The sequence below is a fragment of the Paenibacillus sp. J45TS6 genome (genome assembly GCF_018403285.1).
Lineage (GTDB): Bacteria > Bacillota > Bacilli > Paenibacillales > Paenibacillaceae > Paenibacillus.
Genome location: NZ_BOSJ01000018.1, coordinates 61,620 through 79,794, shown reverse-complemented (window position 1 = coordinate 79,794; position 18,175 = coordinate 61,620). Strand labels below are relative to the sequence as shown.

General features: G+C 42.1%; 18 protein-coding genes. 6 read left to right on the top strand and 12 right to left on the bottom strand.

The genetic code is table 11. The annotated features are described in order from the left end of the window. Window positions 1-144 precede the first annotated feature (144 nt). Window positions 145-309 carry a hypothetical protein gene (locus KJS58_RS20630; protein WP_213535347.1) on the top strand — a complete coding sequence of 55 codons (165 nt, stop codon included), beginning with the start codon at window positions 145-147 and terminating at the stop codon, window positions 307-309. 153 nt (window positions 310-462) lie between these two features. Here KJS58_RS20630 and KJS58_RS20625 read toward each other — a convergent pair whose 3' ends face one another. Continuing rightward, window positions 463-882: an organic hydroperoxide resistance protein gene (locus KJS58_RS20625; RefSeq protein WP_191803041.1), complete on the bottom strand. Its 420-nt coding sequence runs from the start codon at window positions 880-882 to the stop codon at window positions 463-465. Window positions 883-1,296: 414 nt separating this feature from the next. Here KJS58_RS20625 and KJS58_RS20620 point away from each other — a divergent pair, with 414 nt between their 5' ends. The 4 genes from KJS58_RS20620 to KJS58_RS20605 all read left to right on the top strand — a co-directional run bounded on the left by KJS58_RS20620 (window position 1,297) and on the right by KJS58_RS20605 (window position 7,218). Next, a complete protein-coding gene (locus KJS58_RS20620) occupies window positions 1,297-3,432 on the top strand; it encodes a BglG family transcription antiterminator (protein ID WP_213535346.1) in 2,136 nt (711 codons plus the stop codon). Continuing rightward, window positions 3,429-5,396 (top strand): PTS mannitol transporter subunit IICBA, encoded by a 1,968-nt coding sequence (locus KJS58_RS20615; RefSeq protein WP_213535344.1) that lies wholly within the window; start codon window positions 3,429-3,431, stop codon window positions 5,394-5,396. Before KJS58_RS20620 ends, KJS58_RS20615 begins: the two co-directional genes overlap by 4 nt. Window positions 5,397-5,434: 38 nt before the next feature. Further along, window positions 5,435-6,583, top strand: coding sequence for a mannitol-1-phosphate 5-dehydrogenase (locus KJS58_RS20610; protein ID WP_213535343.1), 1,149 nt, complete (start codon window positions 5,435-5,437; stop codon window positions 6,581-6,583). Window positions 6,584-7,020: 437 nt separating this feature from the next. Continuing rightward, window positions 7,021-7,218, top strand: coding sequence for a hypothetical protein (locus KJS58_RS20605; protein ID WP_213535342.1), 198 nt, complete (start codon window positions 7,021-7,023; stop codon window positions 7,216-7,218). A gap of 106 nt (window positions 7,219-7,324) precedes the next feature. Here the strand turns inward: KJS58_RS20605 and KJS58_RS20600 are convergent, their stop codons facing one another. The 8 genes from KJS58_RS20600 to KJS58_RS20565 all read right to left on the bottom strand — a co-directional run bounded on the left by KJS58_RS20600 (window position 7,325) and on the right by KJS58_RS20565 (window position 14,195). Further along, a complete protein-coding gene (locus KJS58_RS20600) occupies window positions 7,325-7,591 on the bottom strand; it encodes an excalibur calcium-binding domain-containing protein (RefSeq protein ID WP_213535341.1) in 267 nt (88 codons plus the stop codon). A gap of 57 nt (window positions 7,592-7,648) precedes the next feature. Further along, a complete protein-coding gene (locus tag KJS58_RS20595) occupies window positions 7,649-7,813 on the bottom strand; it encodes a hypothetical protein (protein WP_213535339.1) in 165 nt (54 codons plus the stop codon). 252 nt (window positions 7,814-8,065) lie between these two features. Next, complete coding sequence (locus tag KJS58_RS20590) at window positions 8,066-8,893, bottom strand: carbohydrate ABC transporter permease (RefSeq protein WP_213535374.1); 828 nt, start codon at window positions 8,891-8,893, stop codon at window positions 8,066-8,068. Window positions 8,894-8,984: 91 nt separating this feature from the next. Further along, entirely contained in the window at window positions 8,985-9,872 is an 888-nt protein-coding gene (locus KJS58_RS20585; protein ID WP_249717714.1) for a carbohydrate ABC transporter permease, read from the bottom strand. Between the two features lie 4 nt (window positions 9,873-9,876). Beyond that, window positions 9,877-10,992, bottom strand: a complete 1,116-nt coding sequence (locus KJS58_RS20580) for an ABC transporter ATP-binding protein (RefSeq protein WP_213535338.1) — start codon at window positions 10,990-10,992, stop codon at window positions 9,877-9,879. A 14-nt stretch (window positions 10,993-11,006) separates the two neighbouring features. Beyond that, window positions 11,007-12,335, bottom strand: a complete 1,329-nt coding sequence (locus tag KJS58_RS20575; RefSeq protein WP_213535336.1) for an ABC transporter substrate-binding protein — start codon at window positions 12,333-12,335, stop codon at window positions 11,007-11,009. Between the two features lie 275 nt (window positions 12,336-12,610). Next, window positions 12,611-13,267, bottom strand: a complete 657-nt coding sequence (locus KJS58_RS20570) for a glycerol-3-phosphate responsive antiterminator (RefSeq protein ID WP_213535335.1) — start codon at window positions 13,265-13,267, stop codon at window positions 12,611-12,613. Beyond that, on the bottom strand, window positions 13,260-14,195 hold the full coding sequence (locus KJS58_RS20565; RefSeq protein ID WP_213535334.1) for a metallophosphoesterase family protein: 936 nt from the start codon (window positions 14,193-14,195) through the stop codon (window positions 13,260-13,262). Before KJS58_RS20565 ends, KJS58_RS20570 begins: the two co-directional genes overlap by 8 nt. Window positions 14,196-14,725: 530 nt before the next feature. On the opposite strand from KJS58_RS20565, the gene KJS58_RS20560 reads away from it, so the two are divergent. Continuing rightward, a complete protein-coding gene (locus KJS58_RS20560) occupies window positions 14,726-15,523 on the top strand; it encodes a formate/nitrite transporter family protein (RefSeq protein ID WP_213535333.1) in 798 nt (265 codons plus the stop codon). Between the two features lie 109 nt (window positions 15,524-15,632). On the opposite strand, the gene KJS58_RS20555 is transcribed toward KJS58_RS20560, so the two are convergent. The 3 genes from KJS58_RS20555 to melA all read right to left on the bottom strand — a co-directional run bounded on the left by KJS58_RS20555 (window position 15,633) and on the right by melA (window position 18,158). After that, window positions 15,633-16,061: a helix-turn-helix domain-containing protein gene (locus KJS58_RS20555; protein ID WP_213535331.1), complete on the bottom strand. Its 429-nt coding sequence runs from the start codon at window positions 16,059-16,061 to the stop codon at window positions 15,633-15,635. A 228-nt stretch (window positions 16,062-16,289) separates the two neighbouring features. Continuing rightward, window positions 16,290-16,442 (bottom strand): hypothetical protein, encoded by a 153-nt coding sequence (locus KJS58_RS20550; RefSeq protein ID WP_213535330.1) that lies wholly within the window; start codon window positions 16,440-16,442, stop codon window positions 16,290-16,292. A 210-nt stretch (window positions 16,443-16,652) separates the two neighbouring features. Then, window positions 16,653-18,158 carry an alpha-glucosidase/alpha-galactosidase gene (gene melA, locus KJS58_RS20545; protein WP_213535329.1) on the bottom strand — a complete coding sequence of 502 codons (1,506 nt, stop codon included), beginning with the start codon at window positions 18,156-18,158 and terminating at the stop codon, window positions 16,653-16,655. Window positions 18,159-18,175: the final 17 nt, after the last annotated feature.

The window sequence follows — 18,175 nt, the reverse complement described above, 5'->3', positions numbered from 1 at the left end:
ATCCCTTCGTAAACAACATAAAAATGGTATGATTAAGGTCAACTATCAAAAATTACCACATATTTGCCTTAAAAATAAAACGCTACTATAACACAGAATTATCGTTCACTCAATGGATAGAACATATATGAAGGAGGCGCAAACATGGTATTTTTGATACTTTTACTCTTAATCATTATTATTTTCTTGCTGCTTAACATTAATTCTAAAATTCCGCCGCGGGATTATGTGAAAGAGGCTCTCGATCGAGACGAGAAATGGCGTCAGGACATGGAAAAGAAAAAAGAACAGGAAAAATGGAATACGTAAGGATCACGATTCTAATTTCAATTAAAAAAATGGATACCGCTTTGGTATCCAAATCAGACTGTAGACACACTAGCTTAAACTAGTTTGCCTGCAGTCTTTTTTATTGAAATCACGTATTACTTCTAACCAGTTTCTTCTATTTAAATAGTCGGCTTATTCCAGACCTACTGTAACATTTACATTTCCTTTAATGGCTTTAGAATAAGGGCAGTAATCATGAGCTAGTTTCACATACTTCTGTGCTGTTTCCTCATCCAGTCCATCGATACGAACGTTCAGTTCGACTTCTAGTTTAACTCCGTTATCCTCAGGATCTGCTTTTAACATCACCGTCGCTGTTACTGTACTCTTCTCAATCTTTACTTGATTCTTCTTCAATTGAAACTCCAACGCAGAGTTAAAGCAAGCACTATATCCCGCAGCAAACAATTGTTCCGGGTTGGTCGCTGTCGTTTCTTTTCCTCCAAGTTCAGGCGGGGCTGCAACTTCCAGCAGGAATGTATTATCTGGAGATTGTACAAACCCTTGGCGTCCACCTGTGTTGATCACGGTTGTTTCATATAATGTTTTCATCGTTTTATTCTCCTTTGGATTACTCATGTATTCTTGTTTCGATTCATCTCTTGTTTCAATTCATCTTAATTAATTTCAACTCAATAAAATCACTAACAATTCAATTGTACACAATATATTATTGAAAGTAAATCCTTTTTTAATAATCAATGGTTTTTACTCTCTTTACTCTTTTCAGAAATTCTGAATAACGTTTTCTCCATTAACGAACACTACCTTTGTCCTTTTTAAATATGTCCCTATGTTGTAGGGGTCAAACCCCAGTATCTTTCCTTTGAATTTGTCAAGGGCTTTGATTACAATTTTTATTGACTCCAGTAAAAAACCTTATAAATTTCAAGCTGCAAGTTGATATCGTTTTCTTAATTCTGGCCAGTTTGTTTTTCGTATACTTTTTACAAGGAGCGTGGATTCATGAAGAAACCCAGTGAAAGAACAGTTCAAATGACCCGGTTTCTTCTTGCAACGCCAGGCCGCTTTGTAACCGTACGTGAGCTGTCAGATGAATTGGATGTTAGTGAAAAAACGATTAAACGCGAGCTGTCCGCTATGGAAAAATGGCTCAGCGATTACGCTCTTACGCTAAACCGTAAACCCGGGGCTGGTCTTATGCTTGAAGGAGAACCTTCTGCTTTTGAGTCCGTTCGTGACGCGATCGAAACCTTTAAAGCACCCGCCAGTTATTCCCGAGATGAACGCCGCTATTTTATTATTAGTGAGCTTTTACTGAGTTCTGAACCGATCAAACTTTTCACCTTCGCTTCAAAATTTAAAGTAACGGAAGGTACACTCAGCCACGATCTGGATCTCATCGAAGGCTGGCTGGAAGCCTTTCATATTAAGTTAATGCGTAAACCGGGATATGGTATTTACGTGGAAGGCACAGAAAAGGATTATCGGGCTGCACTCATTCATCTGCTTCATGAGAGTGTGGATGAATATGAACTCATTCGTCTGGTTCGTGACCCGCTCAATGAAAGCGGCCAAACGTTAGGACGAATTCAATATCATATTCGAAGTCGGCTTCTGAATCTTGTAGAAGATAGCACGATTGTGATTATTGAGAAGTATTTGACAGAACTCGAAGAAAGAACCGGGATGAAGCTGACAGACAGCGCCTTTATTGGGCTTGCCGTCCACCTTGCTCTTGCGATCGAGAGAATCAAAAAGGGACAGCGTATTATTATTCCCCCAAGCGTGCTTAGCGAACTGCGATTGCATCCTGATTTCAATGCAGCTCAGATGCTTGTAAAACGCTTAGAGGAAGTCCTCGGTCTAACGATTCCCGAAGATGAAGTTGGCTATATTACTATGCACCTAAAGGGTGCTGAGACAAGAATTCAAACCGAAGCCGAATCAGAAGCAGCCTATGAGAATGTCAGTTTTGAGCTCGTTCGCCTGGCTCGAAAAATTCTTAAAGAAGCGGAAGCGGAAACAGGTTTTGAATTAAAAAGTAACAGCAAGCTTTTCTATGGTTTTATTAGTCATCTTGGTCCTGCTATTGAGCGATTACGGCTTGGCCTCGATATTCGTAACCCTTTGCTCTCTCAGATTAAGGAGCAATACGCTACCACTTATAAGGTAGCCAAAAAGTGCGCCAAAGTCCTAGAAGATTATCTAGAAAAGCCTGTCCCAGAAGCAGAAATCGGTTACATCGCCCTACACATCGGAGCGATGTCAGAATATGCAGGAGTGAAGTACAGAGAACGACCTGTTCGTGTCTTAATCGTATGTGCAAGCGGAATGGGCACCTCAAGTCTTCTCCAAACCAGAGTTAGAAAAGAATTCCCTTCTCTTCAAGTTGTCGATGCCATCTCTGCTGCAGAGATCAGTGAGCTTGATGAACAAGTCGATCTTGTCATCTCCACCGTAGATCTTACAAGCAAGAGACAAGTAGTCAGAGTATCACCTCTCCTTGGAGAAGCGGATATGAAAAACGTAAGAACTGCTCTTGAACATCTTGAACCTTTACCAGAACTTCAGCCTGCTTCAAATGAAGCACCCGCTTATTTACCAGATACGCTGGAAAAGCAGAAGAATCTGATTCAAGGTATTCAAGATCTTATGAATAATCTGGTCATTGAAGATCTAGTGGAATCTAGAACGGTTAATGAGCTGATCGATAAGATTGCTAGGCAATTTACGACCGAGGAGGAAGAAGCTTCAACGCTCAGCCGCGAACTTCATGATAGGGAACGACTTGGGGAAACGATTCTTTCTACGGAGGGAATCTTTCTACTACACTGCAGATCGACCGTTATTCATCGTTTAGCTCTTGGTATTATTCGCTTTAAGGAACCACTGACCTATGGCACAGAAAATGATGCAAATCTCTATTCTGCCATCATTTTATTAGCTCCAAAACAAAGCGAACGTACGTATCTGGAAGCGGCAAGCGAAGTCAGCAAATCCCTGATAGACCGTCCTGGCTTTGCTATTCGTCTAAGTGTAGCTCGCCAAGCTGCCTTAACGAAAGAAATTCAAGGTATTTTGAAAGATCTATATTTACGAAAGATGGAACAATACACAATGGAGGTAGAACAAATATGAGTACGCTGGAAGCTACTAGCGAATCTGTCCCTAAAAAAACGGGCAACATCAAACAAGCAACTCAGAAATTTGGCCGCTTTCTAAGTGCAATGGTTATGCCGAATATCGGTGCCTTTATTGCCTGGGGGCTTCTGACTGCTCTCTTTATTGAGGCAGGTTATTTCCCGAATGCTACACTGGCATCCCTTGTGGATCCAATGATTAAATACCTTCTTCCACTGCTGATTGCATATAGCGGCGGTAAAGCCGTTCACGATCATCGAGGCGGGGTACTAGGTGCCATTGCCGCAATGGGGGTTATTGTCGGAGCAGATATTCCGATGTTTATCGGTGCCATGATCATGGGTCCGCTCGGCGGATGGGTAATCAAGCAGTTTGATAAATATGTTGGAAGCAAAACACCTTCTGGTTTTGAAATGCTTGTTAACAACTTCTCTGCCGGTATTATCGGTATGCTTCTCGCTATTGCAGGACTTTACGGTATTGGACCTGTTGTAGCCACATTCACTAACCTGTTGGCTTCTGGTGTAGATGCGATGCTGACTTGGGGAATTCTCCCGCTTGTATCCATCTTTATCGAGCCAGCAAAAATCTTGTTCTTGAACAATGCAATTAACCATGGAATTCTAAGTCCAATTGGTATTCAACAAGCAGAAACCACGGGTCAATCCATCATGTTCTTGCTTGAAGCAAACCCAGGGCCAGGTCTTGGTGTACTGCTTGCTTACTGCTTCTTCGGAAAAGGTTCCATTAAAGGATCCGCACCGGGCGCAGCAATCATTCATTTCTTTGGTGGTATTCATGAGGTTTACTTCCCATATGTCTTGATGAAACCAATTATGTTTGTATCTGTCATCGTGTCTGGTATGGCTGGTGTATTCACATTTAACATGCTTGATGCAGGTCTCATTGCTGCATCTTCTCCAGGAAGTATCATTGCGATCTTGGCGATGTCAGCAAAAGGTTCTTATCTTCCTATTCTTGCTGGTGTTCTCGTATCTGTTGTTGTATCTTTCTTGCTCTCTTCTTTATTCTTGCGCAGATCTTCTGCAGATGAACAAGACCTAGAAAAAGCAAAAGAAGCAGTAGCAGGTATGAAAAAGAGCAGCAAAGGGATCACTGATGCTCCTGCAGCAAACTTGAATGACAAAGCAGAAATCAAGAAAATCATCTTTGCATGTGATGCTGGTATGGGTTCAAGTGCGATGGGCGCTACTTCTTTCCGTAAAAAAGTAAAAGCAGCTGGCCTGCCGATTGACGTAACAAACACAGCAATTGAGAATATTCCAGGTGATGCAGATCTTGTTGTTACACAGCAGAATCTGACTCCACGAGCAAAAGGAAAAGCTCCGAATGCAATTCACGTCTCGATTGATAACTTTGTAAATAATCCGATTTATGACAAGTTAATTGCCGACTTAAAAGCAAAACATGAACAAAGTGCATCTCCTGTACCTGAAAACGCAAAAGAAGATGTATCGGGTGCAGTAGAAAAAGCCGTTCCTGAAGAAGTGAAAGAAACTTCGGAAGAAACAAAAGGCGGCGACGTACTACGTAAAGAAAACATTGTACTCCAGCTTCCATCCGTAAGTAAGGAAGATGCGATCCGCCGTGCAGGTGAATCCCTTGTTGCAGCAGGATATGTAAAACCACATTATGTGGATGCCATGATTGAACGCGAAGGGGTAGCAACGACTTACATCGGTAACGGTGTAGCGATTCCTCACGGAGTTGGCGATGCGAAAAAAGAAATTAAAACAAGCGGTATCGTTGTTCATCAATATCCAGAAGGTGTTGAATTCGAAGGCGGCCGTGCATATCTCGTAATCGGGATCGCCGGAGCTGGCAGAGAACACTTACAGATTCTTACGAAAATTGCAGAAGCCATTGAAGATGAATCTACTGTAACCAGACTGGCACAATCCAAAGATCCTAATGAAATCTACAGCATTTTCGGAGAATAAAGAATACCAAATCTTTAAAACGAAAGCGGGTTTTTCATATGAAAAAAGCAATTCAATTTGGAGCAGGAAATATCGGGCGCGGCTTTATCGGCGCCCTTCTCTCCCAAGCTTCTTACCATGTCGTATTTGCAGATATTAATGAAGAAATGATTAATGAACTGAACGAGAAAAAAAGCTACCAAATCCATATTCTTGATCTGGAGCAAAGACAAGAAACCATCACGAATGTTTCTGGTGTACTCTCAAATGGTCCAGATATCGTAAACGAAGTGGCTGAGGCTGACATCGTAACGACTGCAGTAGGTCCGAATGTTCTGAAAATTATTGCTTCTACGATTGCTAAAGGTATTGAAGCTCGCAGAGAAGCAGGCAGAGGTGTTCTGAATATCATCGCTTGTGAGAACATGGTCGGCGGAAGCAAACACCTAGAAGAACAGGTGTACACTCACTTGTCCGAGGCAGGTAAAGCATATGCTGAGAAGAATGTAGGTTTTGCTAACTGTTCAGTAGACCGGATCGTTCCTCCTTACCAAGGTGAGAACATGCTTGATGTCGGTGTTGAGTCTTTCTACGAATGGATCGTAGAAGAGCCTTCCCTCAAAGGAGAAGTACCTCAAATTCCAGGCATGAAACTGACAGATAACCTGCTTGCTTATGTTCAGCGTAAACTGTTCACATTGAACACAGGTCATGCGATTACTGCTTACCTTGGTTACCTGGCTGGTATGGAAACCATTGAAGAAGCAATCAATAATGATGAGATTCGCGCAGTGGTACGTCAGGCAATGGAAGAAAGCGGCGATGCACTGATCAAGAAACATGGTTTTGATAAAGAAGAACACTATAAATACATTGATAAGATCGAAAAACGCTTTAAAAACCCATATATTCGCGATGAAGTTATTCGTGTAGGTCGTGAACCGCTTCGTAAGCTCGGTCCTGCTGATCGTCTAGTAGGTCCTGCTAATATGGCGATTCAATATGGACTTGGACATGATGCTCTTCTGAAAGGTATTGCAGCTGCATTCCATTATGATAACCCGCAAGATCCGCAATCCAAAGAGTTACAAGAGCAAATTGCCAAAAATGGCATCGAAGCTGCTGTATCCTCTGTTACTGGATTTACGGAAGGCAGTGAAGATCACCGCATCATCTGTGAAGAATATGCGAAGACTTCCAAAGCTTAATAAATCTGATGTGAAGCTGAATATGCTCAACCGTCATCCTCTAAGGATGACGGTTTTTTTGTATTTTTAGTGCAGTTTTCTCCGCTAAAATGGTTCTTTTTTAAATCAATTTCATAATACCTTCAGTTGCTTTAATCAAGATTATATATAGATCAAAATGGTTCTATTTGTCTATATATAGTTACAAATTTATCGTTTTAATGAATTATGAAATTGATTTTTGTATATAAGGTTTTTCACAAATATGTTAATTCTTTTGTCCAAATGGGTATTCTATAAGTATATAAAATAATAAACAGGACTATTTACACCTTGTTTTCGCTCAGGAAATTCATTTATATTTAAAGAAAGCGATTACAAAAATATGTCTTCACTTTTTTCTTCCTGCTACCGACATAGTTATTATGAACTAATCAAAAGCGAACGGAGGAATTTCTATGATGAAAGAACTACAAATTGCTGAGCAAAAAGGTTATTCTGTACATCTTTCTTTAATCGATGGATCTGTCTATTCTGGGGTCGTAAGCCTTCAGCTTCCTTATAAGAAGCTTCGTCTAAAACATACACAAGGTATTGTCAGTATTCCTTTTCAGGAAATTAGACATTGCTCTACCCTCATTCCTGTCCCATTTTGAATTCTAGCCCCCTATCCTATATTATTTTTTACTTGATCAGCCGATGTCCACTCTTTTGATAAGGAGCGAATATCGGCTTTTGTTATGGATTCTACCCCCTATTCTCCTATTTCTCGCAAGCAATCCCATCCTTATCCCGATCTTTTGATTTATTAGCTTCATACAGCGATGCAGAAACATGCGGTTTATATTTCGTTTTGCCTCCCTTATTTTTAATGGAAGAAGACTTGGCGACTCCGCCTTTATACACTTTGTTCAGCTCAGTACAGTTCTTATACTTCTTTGCGCCTTCCGCATGGATCTCACCCATTACCCCAAATGATATGGAAACAAAAACCATAGTTACCAACAACACTTTTAGGAATTTTCTCATTTACACGCTACCTCCGATACGATATGTATACAAGATCATTATTTATTTTAAACTAACCTAAAAGGAAATTAAATGAAATAAATAAAAAAAGCCCTTTAAAAGGGCTTTTTCGTCTCTTTTTTCTGTCTCTTTTTTTCTTCTTTGTTGCTCACTTATTGTCCCAACATAAACAAACTTACGGCACCTAATGCCAAAATCACGATGGAAAGCACCTGAATCCACGATCGAAGCTCCCAATACCGAATGGCATAGACCACAGACATACTGAGGAAAAACCAACCTAGAGAGATACCCGAATTCACTAGCGAAATAATCAATAAAATTAGGGCGAGGGCGGTAACAACTGCCTCCGCTATAACAAACTTAGGATTGCGTTTTTTCTTACCCGGGTTCAGGATAAAAATCACCTCCGGATACCATTTAACCATAGGTTCTAGTCACTTGAAAACAGCTTGTCTTCATATACATATGTCCTTATTTCACACCATTATATACGAATGCTTTAATAATGGAGCGCTGTGCAAAGAAGAAAATAATTAGAATTGGGACAACAAGTATCAAATTGCCTGCCATAAGAACATTCCAGGTGGTCAATCCTTCTGTTTCTCGAATCTTGGCTATCCCGAGCGGAAGGGTCCGCGCCGTTTCGTTCGTAGTCATCACCAGCGGCCAGAAATAATCATTCCAGTGACTAATAAAACTGAACAATCCGAAGGTAATAAGTGCAGGACGAGCCATAGGAATCATGAGCTTCAGCATAATCTTCCACTCTTTTGCTTTATCTAAGCGAGCTGCCTCGATCAGTTCATTCGGTACTTGCTTGAACGATTGGCGCAAAAGAAAGATACCAAATGCACTGGATGCAAAGGGTAGAATCAGCCCAAGATGCGTGTTAAGCAGATTCCAGGAACTAAGTTCAAGATACACGGGCAAGAAGATTAACTGAGAAGGAATCATCAGTGTTACCATGACAAGTCCAAACAGAATACCCGATCCCTTAAACTCAAACCTCGCAAATGCATAGGCAGCGGGAATAATTGTAAGCATCTGCAGCAGCAGAATGCCTGCGGAGATCATCACGCTGTTCATAAAATAGTGAAGAAACGGTCCCGAGTTCCAGGCTTGAATAAAGTTTTGCCACTGCGGGGTTTCTGGAATCCACTCGGGCGGAAAGATCATCGTTTCCGGCAGTGTTTTAAGTGATGTGGACACCATCCAAACAAAGGGTAAAGCAAAGATAAGAACAAGCACCCCCATTAACATTACGTTAACAACTTTCAGGAGACGGTTTATCACCTTCATGCTGCTTACTTCCTCTTTCACTTTGCCTCGGGATGCGCGTTCTGCTCTTGCTGCTGGTTCAAGTACATTCATAAGTAGCCTCCTCTCCCTTTTACCGATAATGCACCTTTTTGGATAATAGACGGAAATAGATAAGGGTTAGGATCCCGACAATCACAAGCAAGATTACCCCAGCCGCTGAAGCATAGCCAATCTTAAAGAAACGGAAACCATATTGATAGATGTAATAGACCAAGGTGTTTGTGGAATTCACCGGCCCGCCCTGCGTCATAATGGCAATCGTCTCAAACACCTGAAAGGAACCAATCATACTCATAATCGCTAGGAAAAACAGCGTTGGAGATAACATGGGCAGCGTTAAACGCATAAACGTACGCCATGGTTTGGAACGATCCAGTGCAGCCGCTTCATATATACTTTGCGGAATGCTTTGCAATCCGGCAATAAAGACAAGGGTGTTAAATCCGATCCCTTTCCACACAGCAACCAGAATGAGTGACATGAGGGAAGTATCCGGATGAGATAACCACTCTAATGGTCCAAATCCCAAAAGGCCGATAACCCAGTTCAATAGCCCATACTCTGGGTCCATCAGCCAGCTCCATAGCAGTGAAATGGATACCAAAGAAATAATATGCGGACTGAATATGGCCCCTTGGACAAATCCATAGAACGCTCCGGAACGATTTAACCAAAGAGCCAGCAGTAAAGAAATACTAAGGGTGAGAAGCACGGTAGAAACGGTGTATATTGTCGTATTTAGTATGACCTGACGAAACTCAGCATCCGACAATAATGCCGAAAAATTTTGCAAACCGACATAATCCTTTGTAGGGCTGACAAAATTCCAGTCAAATACACTGAGATACATCATATAAAAAATAGGATAAATGAAGAATACACCAAAAACGGCTAGTGCCGGCGTTACCATTCCATAGGGTCTAAGCTTATGCCATATGCTTGATGTCGAACTCATCATGCCTCTAGCCTCCTCCGCTCACCGAAATGAGTTCAAGAGATTTCGTCGTTCCATTTTCACTTCCAGCGGCTCTATATTCTGCTTGTCTTACCCTAAGTCCCCTAGAGTCAAAATAGTACAACTGCTCATATGGAACGGTAACGGTAACCATGTTATTCATAATAAGAGGAGCAAGGAAAGTCTTAACGGAAAACATACCGAAGCTCGACTGGATCTGGTATATACTCTCTGCCCCGAGGCTTTCCCTGGTCATGATTTCTCCACTGATTCTAAGGCCCTCTCCTTTTAACTCATGCCCGGTATGCAGCTGCGCGTGCTCAGGACGAAATCCGAAATGGCGAATCTCTTCCTTGCTTTTTGCCGATAAAGAGGGAAAATGGATCCCTTTATAGGGAAGAATGTTCATCGCAGGTGTTCCAATAAACTGAGCAGCAAACATGTTTGCTGGATTGTGATACAGTTCAATTGGGGAAGCCGCTTGCTGAATGACTCCTTTATTCATAATGACAATCTCATCGCCCATAGACATGGCCTCTACCTGATCATGGGTTACATACACAAATGTCGTCCCCAGCCTTTTATGCAGCTGAATAAGCTCTGCCCGCATCTGATGGCGGAGCTTCGCATCCAGGTTACTGAGCGGCTCATCGAGAATAAAGACCTCGGGTTTCTTAACCATAGCGCGAGCAAGAGCTACACGCTGGCGCTGTCCGCCGGAGAGCATCTCCGGCTTCTTTTTCATATAATCGCTGAGGCCTACAATTTCGGAGATATCAGCAATCAGCGTATCGCGTTCCTTCTTCGGTATCTTCCGGTTAATCAGTCCAAATTCAATATTGTCATGGACATTCATCGTCGGATAGAGTGCGTAGTTTTGGAAAACCATCGCCACATCACGCATTCCCGGGGGAACTCCATTCACTCGCTTGCCATCAATAAAAATATCTCCGCTGGACTGGTCATCAAGCCCCGCAATCATGCGGAGCGTTGTTGATTTACCACAGCCAGATGGACCGACAAGCACCGTAAATGAACCATCTTTTATCGTAAGGTCAAGGTCCTTGATTACCTCTTCCTGCTTAAAAAACTTGCTGATTCCTTTTAGCTCAATTTGGCCCATCTTCTCCACTCCTTTTATTTACTTAACAGTGTATTTGCTTTCTCATTGGCTTCGTTCATCGCATCCTGGGCAGAGACTTTGGGATCAAGTAATGTTTTCTCAATGGCATTCTTTACGATTTTCGCAACTTCAGGATATGCCGTCTCCATCGGACGAGGTCTGGCATAAGCCAGCTGATCTACAGCTACTTTATATTGCGGGTATTCCTTATAGAGCGACTGTAACTCTTCACTTTCAAGTGCTGAGATTCGCGTAGGTAAATATCCCGTGTGTTTGCTTTGATACGTTGTACTCTCAGCCGTTGTCATGAAGGTAAGGAATTCCCAAGCTGCCGCTGTTTCTTCTTCACTAAGTTTTGATGTAATCACGAGCTGACAACCGCCTGTAGGAACTCCATATGATTTATTCGCCGGCATAAAGGCCGTGTTAAATTCAAAGTTATTTCCTTGTGAGATTTCAATAGCACCGGCAACTCCTGCGGTTGAACCAAATCGAAACGCAGATGTCTGGTTAGCCCAGTCTTTTTCCGCCGTTGCTCCGGCTTCATCTCCCACTGGAATTTTAATGATTCCTTCGCCGGCTAATTTCTTCCAGAACTCTACAGGAGCAACACCTTCAGGAGAGTTAAATAAAGCAGACTTCCCATCATCCGCTAATACCTGACCACCAGACTGTGCTACAAGTCCCTCGTAGAACCAGATATCTGTAGGCATTGTCATTGCTGTTTTCCCTTTTGCTTTCAGCACTTTGCCGTACTCTTCGAATTCGTCCCATGTCTTCGGTCCAGCGGGATCAAGCCCGGCCTCTTCTAGAATGCTGACATTCATGTACATAATCGGTGTACTGCGCATAAACGGCAACCCGTATAGCTTGCCATCCACATAGGCATTCCCCATCAGTCCTGGGTTGAAATCGTCAATTTGCAGTTTTTCTTTATCCTGCTCTGCTAAAGCAGTAAGGTCAGTGATCATTCCGTACCTGGCAAAGGTCCCTGTTGAGGAAATCTCTAGATCTGATACGGCAGGCGCATTGTTTGCAGCAAATGCAGCTTGTACTTTGGCATGTAAATCATCATAGTTGCCTTGATACTCAGCAACGACTTCGATTCTGTCCTGAGATTCATTAAAACGTTTTACTAATTCTTGTTTTGCCTCTTCAATCTTTTCTCCATAGGCATACCAGTATTTAATCTGTATCTTCTCTTCCGTATTTCCGCTGTTCCCAGAGGCAGCACCTGCAGCACTTGTTGCATTGCTTCCTCCTGAATCCGTACCGCAAGCAGCAAGTAAAACGCTCATTCCTAGTACCAGTGTTAATAAATTCCGTCTCTTTCCTCTTCTCATCCTTTGTATCCTCCTTAGAATGAACATCATGAACCTAAGCCCAGCTACCTGATATAACAAAAAGAAACCTCGATCAGACCAAGAACAGCCAGTTACAGGCTCTCTCTTGATCCGATTAGGTTTCTCCATCACTCCAACCCGGGTACTTATTTACTTGTCAGGAAATACGTTAGTTCTCTTATCTCTTCTCATCTTAAGACGTTACTGTTAACCGAATTGAAGATTCGTGTTAAGTAAGGATAAACTTTATAGATTAGATTTTGAAGGAATCGCTCCTAGAATGATTTTTCCCACATCTGCTGACTAGATGAAGAAATGGCCGTTGCCCCCTCCAATATACATGCTTCCGCATGCTCTCGTTTTCGTAGAAGTCCTCCGGAGATGACGGGAATGTCTGTCATTTCTCTCACCTTGTGAAGCACCTCAGGAATGCGTGCCGGCATGATCTCGATAACATCGGGTTCTACCTGAGCGAGACTTTGCGTAATATTGGCCAGTCCTTCCGAATCAACAAGAAAGAATCGCTGGATGGTAGTAAGACCTAATTTCTGTGCTTTCTTGACGACTTGAATCTTGGTTGTAATAATCCCGTCCGGCCGTATTGCATTCGCTACATATTCAAGCCCTTGCTGGTCATAAGAAAGCCCCCCGATCTTCTCTACATGCACGAATACCGGAATATGATGTTTTTGAAATAATTCCACATAACTTTTAATCACACCAATACTTCCGGTAAGAAGGAACACCGCACTGAGCTGATCTCGGTAAGAAAGGGCGGTTTCAAGGTAACGTACATCCCGAATGGAAGCTACATTACGATACTCGGATAGACGTTTTAGCAGATCATCCACAGCATGCTGCTGTTTTGTTTTTCTAGTGGATAGTTTGGTGTTTTCCGCTCCTAGAGCCAGCTGAGATACACGGTTAGACATGCGCTTTATCTCCTCCGTGTCTGGTGTCTGCACTGATTTGCAGGTCCTCTTCATTCAGCTCCGCTTCTAATGCTTCGAATAAATCTGCTTCGTTCAACCGCTCGCCCAGCAGCTGCACACAGCACTCTCGCTCTTGCTGTTTTCCACGAGCATGCGGAGTCGCCCTAAAATGATTCATATAAGTAAAAATTTCAGGTAACTGGTCAGTGAGCGTGGAATCTATAATATCTACAGCCTGAACTCGGACTTCTTCCCCCGTAATTTCGGCGATACGATAGGCATGCTGATCCAGGCAGGCAGACAGCTGAATAAAGGTCCATCCATCCTGTTCCATAATTGAATCCACGTGCGTATGTCCGTTAAAATAAATCCCTGTTCCTTTTTTCTGGCGGAGAATACGCCACATATCAATGGAAGGATCGATTGATCCTTTTTCACGATCTGAACCTGTCGTTGTTACATGGACCGGGTGATGTGCAAAGACCAGCATCGGCTTTGTTCCTGACATTTGGACCACTTCCTCAAACCAGTTCAACTGCTCTTCGCCAAGCCAGCCTCCCCAGTTTTTTACATCCATCTCTCTTGTCGTATCTAGAAATACAAGAATGAAATCTTCCATAGTTATAGAGTAATAACAGGCTTGTCCTGTTTGTTTTTGAATTTCTTTTTTAGGCTGAGTATACGTATCGTGATTACCCAGAACATGATGAAACCTGCGTTCATAGGAATGTATGATCTCGTAAACTTCTTGCAATTCGCGCTTTGTTCCGAGATTGGTCAGATCCCCAAGGGATATATACAAGTCGGCTTCAGAACTTAAAAAATGATGCAGCATATTTTTATAAAACGCATCTCTTGCTTCTACCCAGTTACCTAGTGTTTGATCTGCCTCATGATAATGTAAGTCACCTATCAATGCGATCCTCATGGTCTTGTACACTCTCCTTTGAGTTGATCTGTAATGAAGTATAGAGGGAGAATGTTATCTGAGATCTTTATCCAGTCGCGTTTTTTGTAAATGTGTATCTTTAGCAAACCTGTATTTACATTTAAATCAAATTGTGTTAAAAATAATAAATTAAAGTTTCTGCTTAGAAATCTTATGAACAGGATAAATTCTCACGTAATCTATTGGAAGAACTTTGCATAAATACGCAATATAGTGTGTCATCTGCTATTATGGTGGTATATATAAGGAAGAAGGGCTCGAATACTCACTCGCGCCCTTTTGTTATTTACATCTTTGAATCAATTTCATAACTCAAATGTGAAATAACTTATAGGATTACATTTTACGATCGCTTATTTTAATTTAGGTTGAGGTCGGATATTACTTCTTTTCTTACCTTAGTATTACTGGAAATACATACACTGACTTGAACCTGGACATAATCTTGTAAAGACTCTGGAAATCATAATCGATTTATTATTTGTTTCGCAGAATACGGAGGGATCCATTTGGAAGCAGAAGGTTTACGACAAGTTGAGAAATATGCACTAAGAAAGCAAAGAGTCTACCAAAAAGATTGGAAAATGTACATTCTGCGAGCGATGCTTGCCAGTATGTTCATTGGATTCGGGGTTATTGTTGCTTTTAAGACAGGTAACTATTTTTACATAGCGGATTCACCGGCAGCTTATCCCATGGCCGCACTTACATTTGGAGCAGCGATCATCCTGATTGCTTATGGGGGAGCGGACCTGTTTACTGGAAACACCTTTTACTTTACTTATGCAGCCCTTAAGAAAAAAATGGAATGGAAAACCGTCTACAAGCTATGGGGACTCACGTATGCCGGCAACCTGCTTGGTGCACTGGTATTCGCGTTTCTCATTGATGTAACGAATCTCTATGCTTCTCCTAGTGTTAACTCGTTCCTGATTAATGTAGTGGAGCATAAGCTGGATGCTACCGTAGTGGAGTTGTTTTTCCGTGCTATACTATGTAACTGGCTCGTATGTCTCGCTTTTTTTGTACCGATGTTTATGAAGGAAAATGGCGCGAAGCTGTTTGCAATGGTCCTCTTTGTCTTCTGCTTTTTTATATCAGGTTATGAACATAGTATTGCTAACATGTGTACCTTTGCGATCGCACTAGTGCTGGATCATTCGGAAACGATTACGATTGGTGCCATACTCCACAACTTAATTCCAGTTACCATTGGTAATATGGTCGGCGGCGTATTTATGATGGGGTATTTTTATTACTATATCAATAAGCCGTTTGAGGATGATGAAGAAGAAATAAAACACTAACCTACGCTTAACGAGAAACAGGGTGCGGGAACGACTAATGTTCCTACACCCTGTTTTTGCATTCATTCTATACAAGGGGCAGTCCGTACTCAGTCCCCTATTCCCTTAGTTACACTGCAGCCGTTTCGATATGAATCGTTGTTTTTAAACCAAGCGCATTCATCACACTTTGTATCTTCTCTGTCGTTGCCCCTTCATATTCATTCCGTTCATCTCTTGATACCTGAGCTTCAGATACCCCCAGTCTTTTCGCAAGCTCGGCTTGAGATAAGTTCATATAGATCCGATGAGCAATTAAATTTTTACCGACTTCCATAATTGTCTCAATCGGGAGGAAGACTCCTTGTTTAATCATCTCATAATGTTGAATATCTTGTTCAAGCTCCCCTTTAAAAGCAAGCAGCGGCTGAACAGCGTGCGAAATTTGGTCTTTACTAAGACCCATACTTTCTAAACGAAGTTTCTCATTTGCGATATAGGCTTTGTGGTCTTTCAGCTTTTCTTTTGCTCTGCGGTAAGCGGTTTCAGTCTTAATCATTTCGAATTACCCTTCCTTTACTCTTTAGCATAATATTGAATGTTCATGTTGTTCTTATTTCCTTATGTAATGCAATCTATACCTAAAATATTCCTTAAAAATGAATCTATTCGTAAACTTAACAGCTATGTTAATATTATAGACCTGAATCATCTAGTGGTCAATTCATTCCTTAGTTTACAAAAAAAGACTGATTTCATGAATAGAAATACAGTCTCTTCTGTCATTCTATGTATCACTCTTATGGTTATTACTACTTCTTCCCTTTGATGCTGTATCCGTCTTCGTTCCAAATTGAGTTGGAATTTCTTTTACTAGTACACCGAACAGGAGGATACACAAGTAACCAAACATAATAACCATATCTATACGTCGACTCATCTTATTTCCTCCTATAACTTCTTTTTTATTAATTTAACAGCACACCAACCATTTGTATATATTTTCCTCTATTTCCTTTGAGTAAATCAATTTCACCCTCTTCCTTTTTTATCGAACAAAGAAGCTCATTTCTGTAGAGAATGCTCATCAAAAATAAAAAGCACCTGCCATGGTAATGACAGATGCCTATGAAAAGCATACTTTGTTTTTTTAGTTTCCTACCTTTTCCCGATCCTTCCCTTTATCCGACTCACCTGCATTTCTAGACGCCGCTTCGCGATCCTGCTGCATTTCCTCAACCGTCTTCACTTTCATCCGTGCCGCACCTTCATAATCTTTAACCGGAATCCAGCTTTCGGAAGCCATTCTTTGTTTTGCCTCGGCGATCGCATGACTGTACTGCGGAAGCCACCTTTCCTGTGCAACGAGCATCTCATCAACCATCTGCCAGATCTCATTCGGGTTACATACAGCACCTACGAGCGGGTCCATCATAAAAGCCTGACGAAGCAGCTGATCGTCTCCCTGAATGGCCGCCTCTACGGCAAGGCGCTGTACGGAAATACTCACATTACATACGGCAGCCGGTCCAAGGGGAAGCGGACCCACATGCGGCATAGAGATGCCGTTACGATCTACATACCCTGGAGCTTCGATGACGGCATCATCCGGCAGATTCGAGATAACTCCGTTATTTACTACGTTAAAATGTCCACGGTAGACTCTTCCAGTCTCAAGACTCTCGATAATATAAGATCCGTGTTCCTGCCCTCGCTGATCTGCTGTGAAACGATTGGGCTCATCCTTCATCCAGTTTGGAAAATCCGTCTCAAACCAGTTACGACCTTCTGTACACACACGCAGATATCCGCCTGTTTCGCCGTTAATCCAGCTGCCGAGGTCAATCCATTCCTTAATCTCCTCAGGACGTTTCCGGTACCATGGAACATATTCACTCAGATGTCCATTGGATTCGGTACTGTAGTATCCGAATCTGCGAAGCATATCAATCCTTACTTTTTCGGTACGGCTATACTCTGGATGTTTCAGGAAGGCTTCAAGCAGCCCCGCGGTCAGATCTTTACCTTCATGACTTGCTTTAATATACCAAGTCTGATGATTAATTCCTGCACATACGATGTCCACTTCTTTCATCTCAAGTCCATACACTTCGGCAATTTGATGATGTCCATGCTGTACACCATGACACAAACCGATGGTGCGGACACCGCCATATTGATTACATGCCCAGGTAAGCATCGCCATTGGGTTAGAGTAGTTCAGCAGCAGTACATCTTCCGCACACACCTCACGAATGTCTTTACAAATCTCCATCATTTCCGCAATGCCACGCTGACCATACATGATTCCGCCCGCACAAAGCGTGTCCCCTACACACTGATCGACACCATATTTTAGTGGAATATCGACATCGCTCGCAAAAGCTTCCAGACCGCCGACACGAATCGTACAAATGACATATTTTGCGTCTTTCAAAGCCTCGCGTCGATCGGTTGTCGAATGAATCTGTATGCCAAGCCCATTTTCCATAATATCTCTTTGACACAACTCTGTTACCATATCGAGATTATGTTTACTAATATCATGAAATGAAATCTCGAGGTTACTGAACTCGGGTACGGTTAATAAGTCACGCAGTAATCCGCGTGTAAATCCAATACTTCCAGCGCCAATAAAAGCGATTTTACATGACATATAAGATGCTCCACCTT

Coding starts and splice junctions, on each gene's coding strand:
- KJS58_RS20630 (WP_213535347.1), top strand. CDS start 145: ATGGTATTTTTGATACTTTTACTCTTAATCATTATTATTTTCTTGCTG.
- KJS58_RS20625 (WP_191803041.1), bottom strand. CDS start 882: ATGAAAACATTATATGAAACAACCGTGATCAACACAGGTGGACGCCAA.
- KJS58_RS20620 (WP_213535346.1), top strand. CDS start 1,297: ATGAAGAAACCCAGTGAAAGAACAGTTCAAATGACCCGGTTTCTTCTT.
- KJS58_RS20615 (WP_213535344.1), top strand. CDS start 3,429: ATGAGTACGCTGGAAGCTACTAGCGAATCTGTCCCTAAAAAAACGGGC.
- KJS58_RS20610 (WP_213535343.1), top strand. CDS start 5,435: ATGAAAAAAGCAATTCAATTTGGAGCAGGAAATATCGGGCGCGGCTTT.
- KJS58_RS20605 (WP_213535342.1), top strand. CDS start 7,021: ATGATGAAAGAACTACAAATTGCTGAGCAAAAAGGTTATTCTGTACAT.
- KJS58_RS20600 (WP_213535341.1), bottom strand. CDS start 7,591: ATGAGAAAATTCCTAAAAGTGTTGTTGGTAACTATGGTTTTTGTTTCC.
- KJS58_RS20590 (WP_213535374.1), bottom strand. CDS start 8,893: ATGAAGGTGATAAACCGTCTCCTGAAAGTTGTTAACGTAATGTTAATG.
- KJS58_RS20585 (WP_249717714.1), bottom strand. CDS start 9,872: ATGATGAGTTCGACATCAAGCATATGGCATAAGCTTAGACCCTATGGA.
- KJS58_RS20580 (WP_213535338.1), bottom strand. CDS start 10,992: ATGGGCCAAATTGAGCTAAAAGGAATCAGCAAGTTTTTTAAGCAGGAA.
- KJS58_RS20575 (WP_213535336.1), bottom strand. CDS start 12,335: ATGAGAAGAGGAAAGAGACGGAATTTATTAACACTGGTACTAGGAATG.
- KJS58_RS20570 (WP_213535335.1), bottom strand. CDS start 13,267: ATGTCTAACCGTGTATCTCAGCTGGCTCTAGGAGCGGAAAACACCAAA.
- KJS58_RS20565 (WP_213535334.1), bottom strand. CDS start 14,195: ATGAGGATCGCATTGATAGGTGACTTACATTATCATGAGGCAGATCAA.
- KJS58_RS20555 (WP_213535331.1), bottom strand. CDS start 16,061: ATGATTAAGACTGAAACCGCTTACCGCAGAGCAAAAGAAAAGCTGAAA.
- KJS58_RS20550 (WP_213535330.1), bottom strand. CDS start 16,442: ATGAGTCGACGTATAGATATGGTTATTATGTTTGGTTACTTGTGTATC.
- melA (WP_213535329.1), bottom strand. CDS start 18,158: ATGTCATGTAAAATCGCTTTTATTGGCGCTGGAAGTATTGGATTTACA.